Here is a 17,510-nt window from a genome sequence, read left to right on the forward strand (position 1 = left end):
GTCATGGCATCGCTCTGGCCCCCTCGGAGACCGGTCATGACCGTTTCCCGCCGCGCCGTCGTCGCCGCCGCTGCCCTGGCGCCGCTCGCCTCCCGCTTCGCTTTCGCCGCCGAGCCGCTGATCCGGAGGCCGATCCCGTCCAGCGGCGAGATGCTGCCGGCGATCGGGATCGGCACGTCCCGCCGCTACGAAGTGGAGCCGACCCCTGACAGGATCGCGCCCCTGAAGGAGGCTGTTCAGACCTTCGTGTCCCTCGGCGGGACGGTGATCGACACCGCTCCGAGCTATGGTACCGCCGAGGACGTTCTCGGCGTCATTCTGTCGGAGACCGGCCTGCGCCAGAAGGTCTTTCTCGCCAGCAAGGTCGACACGACCGGCCGCGACGAGACGCGCGCGGAGTTCGAACGGTCCCTGAAGCGGATGAAGGTCGAGGCCCTCGATCTCGTGGCGGTCCACAACCTCATCGACGTGGCCGAGAATCTCGCAGTGCTGCGCGATCTGAAGGCCGCCAAGCGGATCCGCTACCTCGGCGTCACGGTCTGGCGCGACAACCAGCTCGATGCCCTCGAAGCGGTGATGAAACGCGAAACCCTCGACTTCATTCAGGTGAACTACGCCATCGACAACCGTGCCGCCGCCGAGCGCGTGATCCCGTTGGCTGCCGATCGGGGCGTGGCGGTGATGACCAATGTCCCCTTCGGCCGCGACCGCCTGTTCAAGGCGGTCCAGGGCAAGGAATTGCCGGCCGTGGCCAAGGATCTCGGCTGCACGAGCTGGCCGCAGGTCTTTCTGAAGTACGTGCTGGGCAACCCGGCCGTGACCTGCCCGATCCCCGGCATGGCGAAAGCCGCCTATGTCGAGGACAACCTCGCCGCCGCCCGCGGAAAGCTCCCGGACGCGGCTCAACGCAAGCAGATGGAGGCCTTCATCGATGCGGTCTGATCGTTTCACGCGCCGTGCGGCGCTCGTCCTGGCGGCTGGAGTTTCCCTGGCGGCCGCTGCGCCGGCCTTCGCCCAGGACGGGGCGAAGAAAATCCGGATCGGCGTGATCGGGGCTGGCAATATCGGCGGCACCATCGGGGGCCTGTGGGTGAAGGACGGCCACGAGGTGATGTTCGCTTCGCGTCACCCCGAGACACTGGCCTCCATGGTGTCGGAACTTGGCCCGAAGGCGAAGGCTGGTACCCCGGAGGAGGCGATCAAGTTCGGCGATGCCGTGTTCATCGCCGTGCCCTACAAGGCCTATCCGGATCTCGCCAAGGAGATCGGTCCGGCCCTCAAGGGCAAGGTCGTGCTCGATGCCGGCAACGCCACGCAGAAGCGGGACGGGGCGCTCTACGACGAGGTCCAGGCTGGCGGCATCGGCGCGACCTCGGCCAAGTATTTCCCGGGCGCGAAGCTGGTACGGGCGTTCAACGCGGCCAACTACAAGGTCTTCGCCAAGGAGGGCGCCGACGGCGGCAAGGACCGCGCGGGGGGCCGCATGGCGATCCCGATCGCCGGGGACGATCCGGAAGCCCTGAAGGTTGCGGAGGGGCTCGTCCGCGATGCCGGCTTCGATCCGGTCGTCGTTGGTCCGCTCAAGGACGCCGAAAAATTCGCGATGGGATCTCCGGGCTTCGGTCACGATGTGACCGCGCCGGAACTGCGGGAGAAGCTTGGGCTCGGCAAGTGAGCCAAGCGCCGAACGGCAAGATGCTCCCCGCGGGGCGTGCCCATGACTGACCATGTGCCAATCCGCGGCCCGCTCGCCCGCCTGATCGATGTTCAGCCCGGCGAGGGCCGGGCGCTCGCCTGGGCCTGGGCCTACATCTTCTCGATCCTGGCCGCCTACTACGTGCTGCGCCCGATCCGCGACCAGATGGGCGTGGCCGGCGGCATCGAGAACCTGCCCTGGCTGTTCACTGCGACCCTAGTGGGTATGCTCTGCCTGAACCTGCCCTTCGCCTATCTGGTGAAGCGGATGCCGCGGGCGCGGTTCGTACCGATCACCTACCGGTTCTTCGCAGCCAATATTCTCGCCTTCGCGCTGGTCCTCTACCTCGCGCCACCGGATTGGAACATCTGGATCGGGCGGGTCTTTTTCGTCTGGCTGTCGATCTTCAACCTGTTCGTCGTCTCGATCTTCTGGGCGACGATCGTCGACGTGTTCTCCAATGAACAGGGAAGGCGCCTGTTCGGCTTCATCGCGGCCGGCGCGACGCTGGGCGCCATCGCGGGTTCGGCCACCACGGCGATCCTCGCCAAGAACCTGCCGACCTGGGGCCTGATGCTCTGCGCCGTCGTGCTGCTCGAAGTCGCGGTGTTCTGCATGCGCGGCTTATCGGCCCTGTCGAGCCGTCTCCATGAGATCCCGGGCAGCCTTGCGAGCCCCGAGGGCAATCAAGACCGGACGATCGGCGGCAGCGTGCTGGCGGGCGTGACCCGGACCTTCGCGTCCCCCTACCTGCTCAACATCTCGCTGTTCCTGCTGCTGTTCTCGGTCACATCGACCTTTCTGTATTTCGAGCAGGCCGGCATCGCGAAGCGCAGCTTCCCGGATCGGGGAGCCCAGACCGCGTTTTTCGCGAGCGTCGATCTTGCGGTGAACGTCCTGACGCTCGGCGTCCAGCTCTTCCTGACGGGCCGGATCGTGAACCGGCTCGGCGTGGCGCTGACGCTCGCGATCCTCCCGGCCTTCAGCATCCTCGGCTTCGCAGCCCTTGCGATCTGGCCGACGATCGGCGTGATCGTCGCCTTCCAGGTGCTACGTCGGGCGGGCAACTTCGCCATCGCCCGGCCGATCCGGGAGGTGCTGTTCACGGTCGTCCCGCGGGAGGACCGCTACAAGGCCAAGAGCTTCATCGACACGGTGGTCTATCGCCTGGGCGATCAGGTCGGCGCGTGGTCCTTCACGGGAATTCAGGGGCTGGGCCTGGGCAGCACCGGGATCGCCGGGGCCGCGATCCCGCTCTCGGCAGCGTGGCTCCTGAACAGCCTCTGGCTCGGCCGCGCTCAGGACAGGCTGCGGACCACGCATGAGGAAGAGGGAGCCGAAGCGGCCGCCCCGTCAGCACCGCTGAGCCGGGCGGCTCCATCGGCATAAGGACGGCCCTTCACGGCCTACCGGTGCTTCATCCAGTCCCAGACCAGGAAGGCCGGGAAGGGGAGCATGATGGCGAAGAAAATCCAGTCGAACATCTGAGGCATGGGACAGTCCTTCCTTTGGTCTGTCCCAGGTTCTACCGACGCCGCCGGCCGAAGTTCCGGCTGCGCGTTGACCGGCGCCGCTCCGCCGGTCGCAGGGCCGTGTTAAGCTTTGGTTTACCCTACCGCGCGAGGGATCGAACTCGGTTCGGCCGGGAGGGGTGCATGACCGGTCTTGCGCTGCCGGTACGGCGGCGATCGCGCAGACTTCACGGCCGCATCCTGGCCGTGCTGGTGCCACTTGCGCTGGCGCCTTCGCCCGCGACCGCCCAGGAACCGCTGTTCCTGCGCATTCGGCCCATCTCCGACGCGGAGGCGGCGCGCGCTGCCCGGGAGGCGCTCTGGGCGCGCCGTCAGGCGCATGCCCACGCGGTGATCGAATCCGTCTGCACCGGATGCCTCGGTGCCTGGAAGTCGACAGTCGAATCGGCCCCCGCCGCGCCACCCATGCGCGCACAGGATACGGTGGCGAACCTCACGGTCCGAATAGGGGTTGAAACCGACCCCGTCGCCGTTGCATCCGACGACCCCATTTCATCGACCCCTGAGAGGCATCCATGACGCAAGCGCACCCGACCAGCGGCGCTGAGCCCGAAGTCGATTGCCCGGTCAGCCTTGAAGTCCTGGGCTCCGTCTACCGCGCCGACGAGTTCGACCTGCCGCTGATCCTAGAGGAGATCCCGCCGCTGAAGCGCGCCCAGCTTGCAACCTACCTCTACGGCAAGAGCCACATGCACAAGCTCGGCCTCAAGGTCGCCCGCTCCTGCGAGCGCGACGACCTGATCAAGGTCGCGGGGGAGATCGGCTCGGTCATCCACGGGCAGGCGCATCTGAAGCCGTCCAAGCCGGCACCGACAGCGGCGCCGGAGCTGCGCGCCAAGACGTTGCCGGGCCAGAAGAAGGTGAGTCTCGCCGGCGCGGCACCGAAGCCCGCCATCAGCCTGGGCGGCTCGGCCAAGGTTCGCAATTTCGATTGATGTTCGACGCTCCTGGCGCGGGCCTTGCGCCGATCCCCAGCCCGCGCCGGGGATGCGCGTTGCGCCCGCGTCAGGCTTCGGATACTCGCCCGCGATGAACACCGACCACGACAAGATCCTGATCGTCGATTTCGGCTCCCAGGTGACGCAGCTCATCGCCCGCCGGGTGCGGGAGGAGGGCGTTTATTGCGAGATCGTGCCCTTCACGAAGGCCGAGGCCGCGTTCCGTGAGCAGAAGCCGAAGGGCGTGATCCTCTCCGGCGGCCCCGAATCGGTGACGGTCGAGGCTTCGCCCCGGGCGCCGCAGCTGGTTTTCGAATCCGGCGTTCCGGTTTTCGGCATCTGCTACGGCCAGCAGACCATGGCGGCGCAGCTCGGCGGAGCGGTCGAGGGCGGGCACCACGCCGAATTCGGCCGGGCCGAGGTCGAGATCCTGGCCGACTGCCCGCTGTTCGAGGGTGTCTGGCACAAGGGAGAAAAATACCCGGTCTGGATGAGCCACGGCGACCGGGTCACCAAGCTGCCGGACGGCTTCACCACCGTGGCGATCTCAAAGAATGCCCCTTTCGCGGCGGTGGCTGACGAGGCGCGCCGCTACTACGCGGTGCAGTTCCACCCGGAAGTGGCGCACACGCCCCACGGCGCCCTGCTGATCCGCAACTTCGTGCGCGACATCGCGGGCTGCTCCGGTGACTGGACCATGGGCGCCTACCGCGAGGAGGCCATCGCCAAGATCCGCGAGCAGGTCGGCTCCGAGAAGGTCATCTGCGGCCTGTCGGGCGGCGTCGATTCCGCCGTGGCGGCCGTGTTGATCCACGAGGCGATCGGCGACCAGCTGACCTGCGTGTTCGTCGATCACGGGCTCCTGCGCCTGGGCGAGGCCGAGCAGGTCGTGGCTCTGTTCCGCGACCACTACAACATCCCGCTGGTCCACGTGGAGGCATCGGGGATGTTCCTGGCGGCGCTGGAGGGCGTGTCCGATCCGGAAGTGAAGCGCAAAACGATCGGCCGCCTGTTCATCGACGTGTTCGAGGCCGAATCGAAGAAGATCGGCGGCGCGAAGTTCCTGGCGCAGGGCACGCTCTACCCGGACGTGATCGAGAGCGTGTCGTTCACCGGCGGTCCGTCCGTGACGATCAAGAGCCACCACAATGTGGGTGGCCTGCCCGAGCGCATGGATATGAAGCTCGTGGAGCCCCTGCGCGAGCTGTTCAAGGACGAGGTTCGGGTGCTCGGCAAGGAACTCGGCCTGCCCGAGGCCTTCGTCGGCCGCCACCCCTTCCCGGGTCCGGGTCTCGCCATCCGCTGCCCCGGCACGATCACGCCTGAGAAGCTCGAAGCCCTGCGCAAGGCCGACGCGATCTACCTCGACGAGATCCGGCAGGCCGGCCTCTACGACACGATCTGGCAGGCCTTCGCGGTGATCCTGCCGGTGAAGACCGTCGGTGTGATGGGCGACGGGCGCACCTACGACCATGTCTGCGCCCTGCGGGCCGTGACTTCGGTGGACGGCATGACGGCCGATTTCTATCCGTTCGACATGGCCTTCCTCGGCCGGGTCGCGACCCGGATCATCAACGAGGTGAAGGGCATCAACCGGGTGACCTACGACATCACCTCGAAGCCGCCGGGCACGATCGAGTGGGAATAGGCCTCAGGGTCCGCACAAAGCCGGTTCAAGCGCCTTCAGTGCCGGGCGGTAGGCGGCGAGGTGAAGACCATCGCGCATGGCGCCGGGCTTGGCGTAGCCGGTGTCGCCGTCGCGCAGATCGGCGAACGGGTCCGTGAAGACGCAGCCGAGGCGGCCGCACAGGCCGCGCAGCCGCTGCGAGTAATCTGCGACCGCCGCGGCCTCGACCAGCGTCCCGAGCTCGCGCCCGACCGGGGGGAGGGCGGTAACCACCACCCGCGGCGCGAGACTCTGCAGGCGCCGTACGATGGACTCCGCGGCGGCCTCAAAGCGTGCGGCCGGCTCGGCGGAGCGCGGCTTGTTCTTCAAGAGGATGTCGTTGGTCCCGATCGTCAGCGCGGCGATTCGGGGATGCGTCTTGAAGCGCAGCTGCGCAAGATGATCCGCGTAAGCTGCCGCGGTCGAGCCGCTCACGCCGCCATTGACCAGGGGCAATCCACACACCTCCTGGCCGCCAGGGTGCAACTCCACCTGTGAGTCACCGCCATAGTAGACGTATGCCGCGGGCACCTCGTCGAGACTGACCTGGATCGCGATGAGACGCATGACCGCGTAGGCCCGCGCATCGGCGGCCGGCCTGTGCAGGCGCCAGCCCGCCAGGCCCCCGAGGGCGACGAGCCCGATGCCGCCGGCGATCAGGAGGGCGAGGCGCTTCACGACGCGGCGCCGGCGCGATCGACCCGCGCGTCCGGCCGCGAATCCGTCGACGCGTAATAGGGCTTGATGTCGAGGAGCGGCGTGCCGTCGAGGCAATCGAGGCCGCGCACCTGCAGCACGTCGCCCTCCCGGCCGAGCAGGTCCACCACCGACAGGGCGATCGGGTTCGGCCGGGCCGGCGAGCGCAGCGAGAAGGTACCGCGCGGCCCGTCCGCATGGCGCGGTTGCTGGACCACGAGGCCGCGGGTCGCCTGATCCATCCAGTAGAGCAGGATGAGATGGGTACAGCCCGTGATGCTGCGCAGGCCCGCAACGTAGGGTGCATCGACCTCCACGGTGCAGAGCGCATCGGTCTGCAGCCCATTCTTCGGACATTCGGACCGCGTCCGCCAGGGCGTGCGCAGCCGGCCGATGAAATACAGACCGGTGTCGAAGGTTGCGGGCAGGTCCGCCATCTCCTCGCCGGGACGGATCCCGAACTCGTCCGCGCTCATATGACCTCGCTCTGTCCCCGGGGCTTCTCAGCCAAGCCCCCGCCGCTCGCAAGCCCGCATCTCGCGCGCCTGCGCCCGGGGGTGTAGAGCCGGCGGCTGAACCGGAGGCGACATGTTCGAGCGGGAATTGCGGCCGATGCAGGCGGTGGCGGATGCCGGGATCGCGATCGACCGCTTGGTCGAGCTCTACGACGGTGCGGTCGGCGCCCTGCGGCAAGCCCTCGAGCGCTACCTCGCGGGCGGTCCACCCCCGGATGCCACCGAGCGGCTCGCCTTCCGTTACCCGGAATTGCGGATCAGCTACCGCCCGGACGGACCGCTGCCGCGGGTGCGGCGCGCCACCGCGAAGCTCCAGGCCGCGGGCACCTACGCGACCACGGTCACGCACCCCGCCTTCTTCCGCCACTACCTGACCCGCCAGCTTGAGCCGCTGATCGCCGATTACGGGATCACCCTCGAAGTGGGCCTGAGCGCGCAGGAGATCCCCTATCCCTACGTGCTGGAGGCCGGGCTCGACGCGCGCGGGCGCGCGGTCGACGGTGCGGACCTCGCCACCTACTTCCCGGTGCCGCTCCTGTCGCTGGTCGGCGACGAGATCGCGGACGGCACCTTCGACCAGGTCCCGGGCGAGCCGCTGCCGCTCGCCCTGTTCGACGCCGTACGGGTCGATTATTCGCTCCGGCGGCTCGTCCACTATACGGGCTGCGACTGGCGCGAGGTCCAGCCCTGGATCCTGCTGACCAACTATCACCGCTATGTCGATCAGTTCGTCCGCCACGGGCTGGAGCGGCTGGCCTCGGGCTCGGAGGGGTTCGAGCGCCTGGTCCTGCCGGGCGGTGTGTCGGTGTCCCGCGCCGAGGCCGCGCAGGCCGACCCGGCGGCGGTGATCGCCGCCTCGCCCTGGCACCGGCACCAGATGCCGGCCTATCACATCGTCGCGCGGGGCGCCGACGGTACCCATCAGGGCACGACTCTTGTCAATATCGGCGTCGGCCCGTCGAACGCGAAGACGATCACCGATCACCTCGCGGTTTTGCGCCCGGATTGCTGGCTGATGGTCGGCCATTGTGGCGGCCTGCGGCAGTCGCAGACCATCGGCGATTACGTCCTGGCGCACGCGTACCTGCGCCGCGACCGGATCCTCGACGAGTTGGTCCCGCCGGACGTGCCGGTGCCGGCGCTCGCCGAAGTGCAGGTCGCACTCCAAAACGCCGCCGCCGCCGTCACGGGCGAGCAGGCCGAGGCTCTGAAGCGCCGCCTGCGCACCGGTACCGTCGTCACCTACGACGATCGCAATTGGGAATTGCGGTTCAGCCAGGAGCGGCGACGGATCAACCAATCGCGGGCGGTGGCGGTCGACATGGAGAGCGGCACCGTCGCGGCCCAAGGCTTTCGCCTGCGCGTGCCCTACGGCGCGCTGCTCTGCGTGTCCGACAAGCCGCTCCACGGCGAGATCAAGCTGCCCGGCGCCGCCAACGCGTTCTACGACCGGGCGGTCTCGGAGCATCTGCAGGTCGGTCTGGCGGCCCTCGATGCCCTGCGCGCAGACCGGCACGGGCTACATTCACGCAAGCTGCGCAGCTTCGACGAGCCACCATTCCGGTGAATCATCGGGCCTGACAAGCTTACGCATCCGCTGACGGACCTGCAAACGCGACGGACTGACACGCAGCTCACAATACTCAAGCTTGGATACACCCCGTCTCACCGCAGTTGGACAACCAGAGATCACGCTTTAGTCTGGATTGTCCGATGAAACATTTGACCCTGGCATCGACCGCCCTGCTGGCGGCGGTTGCACTCCTCCCGGGTGGCGCGGATGCACGCGGCTTCGGTGGCGGCGGCTTCGGCGGCGGCGGCTTCCATGGCGGCGGGTTCGGAGGAGGCTTTCACGGTGGGGGCTTCCATGGCGGGGGGATCGGTGGCGCCGGCTTCGGCGGCGCCCGTGCGGGCGGCATCGGAAGTGGTTTCCGCGGCACTGGTCTCGGTGGTACCGGCGTGACGGGTGCCGGCGTCGGCGGCCTTCGAACCGGGGAATTCAATAACGCGGGCCGCCTCGGCGCGATCGGAAGCCGAGGTGTCGTCGGCACGCGCGGCATAGCCGGTCGTGGCTTCGCAGGTCGTGGCTTCGCAGGTCGTGGTCTCGCGGGTCGCGGCTACGGACGTGGTTATGGGCGGGGGCTCGGCTACGGCCTCGCCGGCGTCGGCCTCGGACTCGGGGTCGGCTACGGTCTGGGCGGCTTCGGCTATGACAGCTGCAATTACAATGACGGGTACGGTGCCTACGATCCTGCCTATTGCGGTGCTGACGGCTACGGTTACTGACACGCTCGGTTAAGCGGGTCGCGATCATCCAATACCGAAGCCCGGCCGCCTCACGGCCGGGCTTCGACGTGTGACGAACAGGTCGGTACGAGGCGGTATCATCGCCATGCCTTCGTTGCCCGCGAAGGCTCCGTCTAGGAAGTCCGAATTGCGAACTGGTCCAGTCCGGCCACGATGGCAGGCGGATCGGGTTCGCGGCAGGAGGATCGTTTGAGTAGCGTTGCGACGGTTCCGACGACCGCGGCCCTGCTCGTCCTGTGCATGGGTCTCTGGGCGACCGCTCTGCTGCCCGAAATCGTGACCGCGCTCGCCTTCTTCGGGTTGGCGATGCTCCTTGGCCTGGGCAGCGCCGGAACGATTTTCTCCGGCTTCTCGGCCTCGGCCTTCTGGCTTGTCCTGTCCGGGATGGTTGTGGGCCTGGGTATGACCCGAACGGGACTCGGCAATCGCATGGCCCGTGCCCTCGCCCTGCGCCTGTCGGGCTCCTACACGCAACTCATTGCCGGCCTCGTAGCCCTGAGCTTCCTCATCGCCTTCGTGATGCCGTCAAACCTCGGGCGGATCGCGTTGATGATCCCGGTGACGCTGGCGCTCTGCGACGCGTTCGGCCTCGGCCCCGGCCGTCCCGGGAGGACCGGCGCCGTTCTGGCCGTCGGCGTGGCGACCCCGGTCCTGTCCGCCGCGATCCTCCCGGCCAACGTGCCGAATCTGGTGATGGCCGGCTCCGCGGAGCATCTGCTCGGCCTGCATTTCTCCTACCTGTCGTACCTTCTCCTGCACGCGCCGGTCCTGGCCCTGGTCAAGGGTGTGATCCTGACTGCCCTGGTCGTGCGGCTCTTCCCGGATCGGCTGGCTGGGGGTGCGCCGGCCCTGCAGCCGCTGCCGCCGATCTCAGCGGCGGAACGACGGCTCGCGACGATTCTTGCCTGCACGCTCGCGCTCTGGATGACCGACAGCCTGCACGGGCTTGCGCCGGCCTGGGTCGGTCTGGCAGCGGCGGTGACCTGCCTGCTGCCGGGGATCGGCGTGCTGCCGGCAGAGGCGTTTCAGCAGGTCAACCTGAGAACCTGCTTCTATATCGCGGCCCTGCTCGGCCTCGTGGCCCTCGTGAACGAGACCGGGCTCGGGGAGCGCCTCGGCCACCTCCTGCTATCCCTGGCACCGCTGTCACGGGATGCGCCGGCGCAGAACTTCGCCGTGCTGACCAGCATCGGCACCCTGCTGACGCTGCTCGTCACTGCCAACGGCGCACCAGCGCTCTACACGGCGCTCGCACGCGAGATGGTTCAAGCCAGCGGCCTGTCGGCGATGGCCGTCGTCTCGCTTCAGGTGATCGGCTACTCGACCGTCTTCTTTCCGTACCAGGCACCGCCGATCGTGGTCGCAAGCGAACTCGGCGGCGTGCGCCTGCGGGATGCCACGCGCCTCACCCTCAGTTTCGGCCTGGCCGGGCTGGTTGTGGCTGCTCCCCTCGATTACGCGTGGTGGAGGCTGCTTGGCCAGCTGAAGTGACAGAATCCGATTTGTGTTGCCTCCGTGGGCACATTGCGTCGCACCATGACGGATTGCGGCTTGCCCGCGCAGGCACTAGCGCTACCAGATTAGAGACGGTCCAGTTCGCAGCTGCGAGGCTTCAACCCGATGGCACCCACCGCACGCCCGACAGTGGCACAGCCGCTTTCGCCGCATCTCCAGATCTATCGCTGGACCTGGACGATGGCGATGTCGGTGTTTCACCGCATTACCGGCACGGCGCTCTATGGCGGGACTGCACTCGTCGCGATCTGGCTGTTGGCTCTGGCGTCCGGGCCGGTCGCCTATTCTTACGTAGCCGGGTTTTTCGGCTCCGTGATCGGGCGGCTGATCCTGTTCGTCTACACCTGGATCCTGATGCACCACATGCTGGGCGGCCTGCGCCACTTCGCGTGGGATTTCGGCATCGGCTTCGATCGAGAGAAGCGCCTCGCCATGTCCCGCCTGACCCTGATCGGGTCGGTGGCGCTCACCCTCATCATCTGGGCGGTCGCCCTTCTGGTCCGCTGAGGAGGCCGCGATGGCTCAGGAACAGATCCGCCAGGACACGCGCGTTTCCATCCGCACCCCGCGGGCCCGCGTCAGCGGGCTCGGCGTCGCCCATCACGGCGTCAGCCATTGGTGGCTCCAGCGCATCACCGCAGTCACCAACCTGGTGCTGATGCTGGCCTTCGTGGTCATCATCGCCAACATGGCCGGCCGCAACTACGCGGAAGCGGCGCATATTGTCGCGAATCCTTTCGTCTCGATCATCCTCATCCTGGCGCTTCTGTCGGTGACCCTCCACATGCGGATCGGCATGCAGGTGATCATCGAGGACTACGTGCACGCGCAGGCGACGAAGATCGTCGCGGTGTTCGCCAACAACGTCTACGCCGTCCTCGTGGCGGTGGCCTGCCTCTACGCGGTCCTGCGCATCAGCTTCGGACAGCTGGCCTGAAACCCGCCCACACGCATTTCGAGGAGCCGAACATGGCCGCCAACGGCACCAACGGCAGCGGGCCTGCCTACACCATCCACGATCACGCCTTCGACGTGGTGATCGTCGGCGCGGGCGGGGCGGGCTTGAGGGCGACCGTCGGCTGCTCAGAGGCCGGCCTGCGCACCGCCTGCATCACCAAGGTGTTCCCGACCCGCTCGCACACCGTGGCGGCGCAGGGCGGGATCTCGGCCTCGCTCGGCAATATGGGCCCCGACGACTGGCGCTGGCATATGTACGACACCGTGAAGGGGTCGGACTGGCTCGGCGATCAGGACGCGATCGAATACCTCGTGCGCAACGCGCCGGCCGCGGTCTACGAGCTGGAACACTGGGGCGTGCCCTTCTCGCGGACCGAGGAAGGCAAGATCTACCAGCGCCCGTTCGGCGGCATGACCACCGATTACGGCAAGGGTACCGCCCAGCGCACCTGCGCGGCGGCCGATCGCACCGGTCACGCCATGCTGCACACCCTCTACGGGCAGGCGGTGAAGAACCGGACCGACTTCTTCATCGAGTACTTCGCCCTCGATCTGATCATGGATGACGAGGGCCGCTGCCGCGGCGTCATCGCCCTCGATCAGGCGACCGGCGAGATCCACCGGTTCCGCGCTCAGACGACCATCCTGGCGACCGGCGGCTACGGCCGCGCCTATTTCTCGGCGACCTCCGCCCACACCTGCACCGGCGACGGCAACGCCATGGTGCTGCGCGCCGGCCTGCCGCTGCAGGACATGGAGTTCGTGCAGTTCCACCCGACCGGCATCTACGGCGCGGGTTGCCTGATCACCGAGGGCTCCCGCGGCGAGGGCGGCTACCTGACGAATTCCGAGGGTGAGCGCTTCATGGAGCGCTACGCGCCGTCAGCCAAGGATCTGGCCTCCCGCGACGTCGTCTCGCGCTCCATGACCATGGAGATCCGCGACGGCCGCGGTGTCGGCAAGAACAAGGATCACATCTACCTGCACCTCGACCACCTCGACCCGAAGATCCTGCACGAGCGTCTGCCCGGCATCTCGGAATCGGCGAAGATCTTCGCCGGTGTCGACGTGACCAAGGAGCCGATCCCGGTCATCCCAACCGTGCACTACAACATGGGCGGCATCCCGACGAACTATCACGGCGAGGTGCTGACTCTGCGCGACGGCAACCCCGACACGGTGGTTCCGGGTCTGATGGCGATCGGTGAGGCGGCCTGCGTCTCGGTGCATGGCGCCAACCGCCTGGGCTCGAATTCGCTGATCGACCTCGTGGTGTTCGGCCGCGCCGCCGGCAAGCGCTGCGCCGAGATCGTCGAGCCGAACGGCCGCGCCATGGAGCTTCCGAAGGGCGCCACCGACAAGGCACTCGAGCGACTCGACCGCTTCCGCCACGCCAACGGCTCGACGCCGACCGCGGAACTGCGCGCCGAGATGCAGAAGACGATGCAGAACAACTGCGCCGTGTTCCGCACCGGTGAGGTGCTGGCGGAGGGCAAGGGCCTGATCCACAAGGTCTGGAACGCCGCCGCCGACGTGAAGATCACCGACCGGTCGCTCGTCTGGAACACGGACCTGCTGGAGACCCTCGAGTTCGACAACCTGATCGGTCAGGCTGTCGTGACGATGGAATCGGCCGCCAACCGCACCGAGTCCCGCGGCGCCCATGCCCGCGAAGACTTCCCGGACCGCGACGACAAGGACTGGATGAAGCACACCCTGTCCTGGCTCGACGAGGGCCGGCATCAGGTGAACATCGATTATCGCCCGGTGCATACCTACACGATGTCGAACGAGATCCAGTACATCGAGCCGAAGGCGCGGGTGTACTGATCCTGAATTTTGCATCTTGCGCGGCGGCGCGGCTCGAAGCCGGAGGCCGCCGCGCTCTGCTCTAGCGGAAGCCGTCGAGACCCATGGCTCAGTTCAACCTTCCGAAGAACTCCCAGATCACGCAGGGCAAGTCCTGGCCCGCCCCTCCGGGCGCCAAGAGCCTGCAGACCTTCAAGATCTACCGCTGGAACCCGGATGACGGGGCCAATCCGCGGATCGACACCTATCAGGTCGATCGCGAGGATTGCGGCCCGATGGTCCTCGATGCGCTGTTGTGGATCAAGAACAGGGTCGATTCGACTCTGGTCTTCCGTCGCTCCTGCCGCGAGGGCATCTGCGGCTCCTGCGCGATGAACATCGAGGGCCAGAACGCGCTCGCTTGCACGATGGGCATCGACGAGTGCAAGAGCCCCGACAATGCCCTGCCGGTGATGACTCGGAAGGACAAGGACGGGGCGATCCGGATCTATCCGCTGCCGCACATGCCGGTCCTCAAGGACCTCGTGCCGGATCTGACCAACTTCTACGCCCAGCACGCGGCGATCGAGCCGTGGCTGCAGACCGAGACGCCAGCCCCCGAGAAGGAATGGCGCCAAACCCCAGAGGACCGGTCGCGCCTCGACGGGCTCTATGAGTGCATCCTGTGCGCGTGCTGCAGCACGTCCTGCCCGAGCTACTGGTGGAACGGCGACAAGTTCCTCGGCCCGGCGGCTCTGCTTCAGGCCTATCGTTGGCTGATCGACTCGCGCGACGAGAATACCGGCGACCGACTCGACAACCTCCACGATCCGTTCCGGCTGTACCGCTGCCACACGATCATGAACTGCGCCAACACCTGTCCGAAGAGCCTCAATCCGGCGAAGGCGATCGCCGAGATCAAGAAGATGATGGTCGAGCGCGCACTCTGATTGCACATCGCCCGTTCGGCGAAACTTGATACTGGTTCGGTTCCGCAAACCGGATCGATCCGGACAACGAGACCCGGTCGCGTTCGGGACCGGCTCTGGACTTGCGGCCTCAAGGCCACACCGTCCCGGAAAGACGCCGTTTGCACGGCCAACGCACCGGCGTTCGCGGGGGTCGCCTTGCAGTCAGCGCATTTGCCGCCGAGTTCAGGATGGGAGCGTGAAAGCGCGCCTTCTCATGCCTGACCCAAGTGGATCGATGCTGCGCCCCAGCCTGTCGACGTTCGCCGTCCTCTGTTCCGCCGCCAGCCTCGGGGCCTGCGCATCGAGCCGGCTCGACGCGCCGCGCATGCGGGCGCCGCAAGCCGGCCTCGAGGCGGTCCAGGCCGTCCCATCCGGAACGGTGACGGCGGCGCCCCTCGCTCCCCCGCCGGGCGTGGCGGCCAGCCCGGACGCGCCGCCTCCGCCCCCCGGCCCGCAGGCCGCCCTGTCGCCCGCCGCGCCGACGGTGATCGCCGAACCGGTTGCGCCTCCGGCACCGCCGCCGCCGGTGGTCGCCACCGGGCGCGCTGCCGTTGTGGGAAGCTGGGATGCCCGGGATGCGACCGGCGCGAACTGCAAGGTCACGCTGTCGAGCGCTCCGGCCCTGGATCTCTACAAGGCGACGGCGTCCGCCTGCCCCAACAAGGATCTGGCCAAGGTCTCGGCCTGGGATTTCCGGGACGGCGAGGTCTACCTCTACCAGCCGGGCGGCACCGTGGCGGCGCGCCTGCGGCAGGGCGGCGGTGGCCTGGAAGGGGCTCTGACCAAGTCGGGCGCCGCCCTGGCGCTGAACCGCTGACGCAGACGGCGCGACCTCCGCGCGCGGTTGGCGCCGCGCGCCGCGCGCTTACATGAGGGGCTCCCGTAGCGTCACGCCCCAGGCAGCATGTTCCTCGATTGGCTCGAGCGCCGCGTCGACCCGTTCGCGCCCTTCGACGAGTCGCAGATGCCGCCGCACTCGGTGCTCGGCTTTGCGTGGTTCTATCTGCGCCCGATCCGCTCCGCTCTGGCGGCCCTGTTCGTCATCGCGGTGATCGCCGGCACGATCGAGGCCTCGCTCTACCTCGTGATGCGCTGGTTCATCGACCTGCTCGGCACGGCCGATCGGGCCACGGTGCTGTCGGATCACGCCACCGGCCTCGGCCTCGCGGTGCTTCTGGTGGCCGTGGTCCGGCCGGTCTCGATCTGGGCGCACGAGGTGCTGTCCAACCAGCTGATCGTGCCGCAATCGACCAGCCAGATCCGCTGGCGGGCACATCTCTACACCCTCGGCCACGCGCTCTCTTACTTCCAGGGCGATTTTTCCGGACGCCTCGCCAACCGCGTCGTGCAGGTGGGGCCGGCCGTGCGCGAACTGGCGGTCGTGTTCATCGACACGCTGCTCTATGTGGCGATCTACGCGGTGACGGCGGTCGGGCTGTTCAGTTCGATCTCCCCGTGGCTGGCCCTGCCGGTGCTGCTGTGGATCGGCGCCTATGCGTGGCTGACCACGTGGTTCGTGCCCCGGGCGCGCGCCCGCTCGCACAAGACCGCCGATACGCGCTCGACGCTGATCGGCCGCATCGTCGACAGCTACACCAATATCCTGACGGTGAAGCTCTTCGCCCGGGATCGGGAGGAGCGAGCCGCCGTGCGTGAGGCGGTGGAGGTCCACACCGAGGCGTATCTGCACCAGTTCCGTCTGGTCACCCTGACGACAAGCTGGCTCGGAATCCTCAACAGCGTGCTGCTGATCGGCACGGGCGCAGCCTGCCTCGTCCTCTGGCGCGACGGCGGCATGACCACCGGCGAGGCCTCGGCGGGGCTCGCGCTGGTGCTTCGACTGATCGCCATGTCGGGCTGGGTGATGCAGACCGTTCGCGGCGTCTTCGAGAATGTCGGTGTGGTGCAGGAGAGCATGCAGACCATGGCGCGGCCGCACGCGCTGATCGACGCGCCAAACGCGCGGGCGCTCGTGGTCACCGGCGGGGAGATCCGGTTCGAGACCGTCGGCTTCCATTACGGCCGCGGCGACGCGACGGTGATCGAGGATTTCTCCCTCACCATCCGCCCGGGCGAGAAGGTCGGCCTCGTCGGGGTCAGCGGCGCGGGCAAATCCACGCTCGCGAGCCTGCTCCTGCGCCTCTACGATATCGAGAGCGGGCGCATCCTCGTGGATGGGCAGGACATCGCCACCGTGACGCAGCAATCCCTGCGCGAGGCCATCGCGATGGTCAGCCAGGATACGTCGCTGCTCCATCGCTCCATCCGCGACAACATCGCCTACGGCCGCCCTGGCGCCTCCGACGAGGAGATCGCGCAGGCGGCCCGGCTGGCCCACGCGGACGGCTTCATCGCCGATCTCGTCGACCACAAGGGTCGGCGCGGCTACGACGCCCAAGTCGGCGAGCGCGGCGTTAAACTCTCGGGCGGCCAGCGCCAGCGGATCGCGATCGCGCGGGTGATTCTCAAGGATGCGCCGATCCTCATCCTGGACGAAGCCACCTCCGCGCTCGACAGTCAGGTCGAGGGGGCGATCCAGGAGTCCCTCGATACCTTGATGGCCGGCAAGACCGTGCTGGCCATCGCCCATCGGCTGTCGACCATCGCGGCGCTTGACCAGCTGGTGGTGATCGAACGTGGGCGAATCGTCGAGGAGGGGACGCACGCGGACCTCGTCGCTCGCAACGGCGTCTATGCTGGCCTGTGGTCGCGCCAGTCGGGCGGGTTCCTGGCCGACAAGCCGACGCGGTACGACAGTGCCGTGGCGTAACCGGCAACCGAACCGAGAACCGGCACCATATCGGTACAAACGTGGCCGGACCTTATCGCTGCGCCGCAAACCGTCGCTTGACTCAGGGGCGGCAGACGGTCTCATTGCCCGCATTAGAACGATAATGCTTTGATCCTGGCTGTAGCCGGGAGACCAGGG

The 17,510-nt window shown here is 67.7% G+C and carries 17 protein-coding genes; 15 read left to right on the forward strand and 2 right to left on the reverse strand.

Going from position 1 to position 17,510, the window contains the following annotated elements:
* Window positions 1-36 precede the first annotated feature (36 nt).
* From MKK88_RS06495 to guaA, 6 genes are all read left to right on the forward strand, one after another.
* Window positions 37-942 carry an aldo/keto reductase gene (locus MKK88_RS06495; protein WP_243998037.1) on the forward strand — a complete coding sequence of 302 codons (906 nt, stop codon included), beginning with the start codon at window positions 37-39 and terminating at the stop codon, window positions 940-942.
* Complete coding sequence (locus MKK88_RS06500) at window positions 932-1,675, forward strand: NADPH-dependent F420 reductase (protein WP_243998039.1); 744 nt, start codon at window positions 932-934, stop codon at window positions 1,673-1,675. The genes MKK88_RS06495 and MKK88_RS06500 overlap by 11 nt, the downstream gene beginning before the upstream one ends.
* 42 nt (window positions 1,676-1,717) lie before the next feature.
* Window positions 1,718-3,085, forward strand: a complete 1,368-nt coding sequence (locus tag MKK88_RS06505; protein WP_243998040.1) for an NTP/NDP exchange transporter — start codon at window positions 1,718-1,720, stop codon at window positions 3,083-3,085.
* Window positions 3,086-3,351: 266 nt separating this feature from the next.
* A complete protein-coding gene (locus MKK88_RS06510; RefSeq protein WP_243998043.1) occupies window positions 3,352-3,747 on the forward strand; it encodes a hypothetical protein in 396 nt (131 codons plus the stop codon).
* Entirely contained in the window at window positions 3,744-4,163 is a 420-nt protein-coding gene (locus MKK88_RS06515; RefSeq protein ID WP_243998045.1) for a hypothetical protein, read from the forward strand. The genes MKK88_RS06510 and MKK88_RS06515 overlap by 4 nt, the downstream gene beginning before the upstream one ends.
* Window positions 4,164-4,257: 94 nt before the next feature.
* Window positions 4,258-5,814, forward strand: coding sequence for a glutamine-hydrolyzing GMP synthase (gene guaA / locus MKK88_RS06520; RefSeq protein WP_243998047.1), 1,557 nt, complete (start codon window positions 4,258-4,260; stop codon window positions 5,812-5,814).
* Window positions 5,815-5,817: 3 nt separating this feature from the next.
* Here guaA and MKK88_RS06525 read toward each other — a convergent pair whose 3' ends face one another.
* Both MKK88_RS06525 and tsaA read right to left on the reverse strand, forming a co-directional pair.
* Window positions 5,818-6,510, reverse strand: a complete 693-nt coding sequence (locus MKK88_RS06525; RefSeq protein ID WP_243998049.1) for an SGNH/GDSL hydrolase family protein — start codon at window positions 6,508-6,510, stop codon at window positions 5,818-5,820.
* Window positions 6,507-7,004, reverse strand: coding sequence for a tRNA (N6-threonylcarbamoyladenosine(37)-N6)-methyltransferase TrmO (gene tsaA, locus MKK88_RS06530; protein WP_243998051.1), 498 nt, complete (start codon window positions 7,002-7,004; stop codon window positions 6,507-6,509). Before tsaA ends, MKK88_RS06525 begins: the two co-directional genes overlap by 4 nt.
* Window positions 7,005-7,116: 112 nt before the next feature.
* Here tsaA and MKK88_RS06535 point away from each other — a divergent pair, with 112 nt between their 5' ends.
* The 9 genes from MKK88_RS06535 to MKK88_RS06575 all read left to right on the forward strand — a co-directional run bounded on the left by MKK88_RS06535 (window position 7,117) and on the right by MKK88_RS06575 (window position 17,351).
* Window positions 7,117-8,610, forward strand: a complete 1,494-nt coding sequence (locus MKK88_RS06535; protein WP_243998053.1) for an AMP nucleosidase — start codon at window positions 7,117-7,119, stop codon at window positions 8,608-8,610.
* A 146-nt stretch (window positions 8,611-8,756) separates the two neighbouring features.
* The gene (locus MKK88_RS06540; RefSeq protein ID WP_243998055.1) at window positions 8,757-9,329 is read left to right on the forward strand and encodes a hypothetical protein; all 573 of its coding nucleotides are present in this window, start codon (window positions 8,757-8,759) and stop codon (window positions 9,327-9,329) included.
* A gap of 174 nt (window positions 9,330-9,503) precedes the next feature.
* The gene (locus MKK88_RS06545; protein WP_409566625.1) at window positions 9,504-10,841 is read left to right on the forward strand and encodes an SLC13 family permease; all 1,338 of its coding nucleotides are present in this window, start codon (window positions 9,504-9,506) and stop codon (window positions 10,839-10,841) included.
* A 129-nt stretch (window positions 10,842-10,970) separates the two neighbouring features.
* Window positions 10,971-11,372: a succinate dehydrogenase, cytochrome b556 subunit gene (gene sdhC, locus MKK88_RS06550; RefSeq protein ID WP_243998059.1), complete on the forward strand. Its 402-nt coding sequence runs from the start codon at window positions 10,971-10,973 to the stop codon at window positions 11,370-11,372.
* A gap of 10 nt (window positions 11,373-11,382) precedes the next feature.
* Window positions 11,383-11,802, forward strand: coding sequence for a succinate dehydrogenase, hydrophobic membrane anchor protein (sdhD, locus tag MKK88_RS06555; protein ID WP_243998061.1), 420 nt, complete (start codon window positions 11,383-11,385; stop codon window positions 11,800-11,802).
* 32 nt (window positions 11,803-11,834) lie between these two features.
* Entirely contained in the window at window positions 11,835-13,652 is a 1,818-nt protein-coding gene (gene sdhA / locus MKK88_RS06560; protein ID WP_243998063.1) for a succinate dehydrogenase flavoprotein subunit, read from the forward strand.
* Window positions 13,653-13,735: 83 nt separating this feature from the next.
* Window positions 13,736-14,560, forward strand: coding sequence for a succinate dehydrogenase iron-sulfur subunit (locus MKK88_RS06565; RefSeq protein WP_243998065.1), 825 nt, complete (start codon window positions 13,736-13,738; stop codon window positions 14,558-14,560).
* Window positions 14,561-14,816: 256 nt separating this feature from the next.
* Window positions 14,817-15,398 carry an AprI/Inh family metalloprotease inhibitor gene (locus MKK88_RS06570; protein WP_243998067.1) on the forward strand — a complete coding sequence of 194 codons (582 nt, stop codon included), beginning with the start codon at window positions 14,817-14,819 and terminating at the stop codon, window positions 15,396-15,398.
* Window positions 15,399-15,485: 87 nt separating this feature from the next.
* Window positions 15,486-17,351 carry an ABC transporter ATP-binding protein gene (locus MKK88_RS06575; RefSeq protein WP_243998069.1) on the forward strand — a complete coding sequence of 622 codons (1,866 nt, stop codon included), beginning with the start codon at window positions 15,486-15,488 and terminating at the stop codon, window positions 17,349-17,351.
* Window positions 17,352-17,510: the final 159 nt, after the last annotated feature.

The organism is Methylobacterium sp. E-005 (genome assembly GCF_022829725.1).
In the GTDB taxonomy this organism is placed as follows: domain Bacteria; phylum Pseudomonadota; class Alphaproteobacteria; order Rhizobiales; family Beijerinckiaceae; genus Methylobacterium.

What these genes read in the sequence shown, in the direction of transcription:
- MKK88_RS06540 (WP_243998055.1), top strand. Translation starts at nt 8,757, where the DNA reads ATGAAACATTTGACCCTGGCATCGACCGCCCTGCTGGCGGCGGTTGCA.
- MKK88_RS06500 (WP_243998039.1), top strand. Translation starts at nt 932, where the DNA reads ATGCGGTCTGATCGTTTCACGCGCCGTGCGGCGCTCGTCCTGGCGGCT.
- MKK88_RS06535 (WP_243998053.1), top strand. Translation starts at nt 7,117, where the DNA reads ATGTTCGAGCGGGAATTGCGGCCGATGCAGGCGGTGGCGGATGCCGGG.
- MKK88_RS06570 (WP_243998067.1), top strand. Translation starts at nt 14,817, where the DNA reads ATGCTGCGCCCCAGCCTGTCGACGTTCGCCGTCCTCTGTTCCGCCGCC.
- sdhA (WP_243998063.1), top strand. Translation starts at nt 11,835, where the DNA reads ATGGCCGCCAACGGCACCAACGGCAGCGGGCCTGCCTACACCATCCAC.
- guaA (WP_243998047.1), top strand. Translation starts at nt 4,258, where the DNA reads ATGAACACCGACCACGACAAGATCCTGATCGTCGATTTCGGCTCCCAG.
- sdhD (WP_243998061.1), top strand. Translation starts at nt 11,383, where the DNA reads ATGGCTCAGGAACAGATCCGCCAGGACACGCGCGTTTCCATCCGCACC.
- MKK88_RS06505 (WP_243998040.1), top strand. Translation starts at nt 1,718, where the DNA reads ATGACTGACCATGTGCCAATCCGCGGCCCGCTCGCCCGCCTGATCGAT.
- sdhC (WP_243998059.1), top strand. Translation starts at nt 10,971, where the DNA reads ATGGCACCCACCGCACGCCCGACAGTGGCACAGCCGCTTTCGCCGCAT.
- MKK88_RS06515 (WP_243998045.1), top strand. Translation starts at nt 3,744, where the DNA reads ATGACGCAAGCGCACCCGACCAGCGGCGCTGAGCCCGAAGTCGATTGC.
- MKK88_RS06575 (WP_243998069.1), top strand. Translation starts at nt 15,486, where the DNA reads ATGTTCCTCGATTGGCTCGAGCGCCGCGTCGACCCGTTCGCGCCCTTC.
- MKK88_RS06545 (WP_409566625.1), top strand. Translation starts at nt 9,504, where the DNA reads ATGGCAGGCGGATCGGGTTCGCGGCAGGAGGATCGTTTGAGTAGCGTT.
- MKK88_RS06565 (WP_243998065.1), top strand. Translation starts at nt 13,736, where the DNA reads ATGGCTCAGTTCAACCTTCCGAAGAACTCCCAGATCACGCAGGGCAAG.
- MKK88_RS06495 (WP_243998037.1), top strand. Translation starts at nt 37, where the DNA reads ATGACCGTTTCCCGCCGCGCCGTCGTCGCCGCCGCTGCCCTGGCGCCG.
- tsaA (WP_243998051.1), bottom strand. Translation starts at nt 7,004, where the DNA reads ATGAGCGCGGACGAGTTCGGGATCCGTCCCGGCGAGGAGATGGCGGAC.
- MKK88_RS06510 (WP_243998043.1), top strand. Translation starts at nt 3,352, where the DNA reads ATGACCGGTCTTGCGCTGCCGGTACGGCGGCGATCGCGCAGACTTCAC.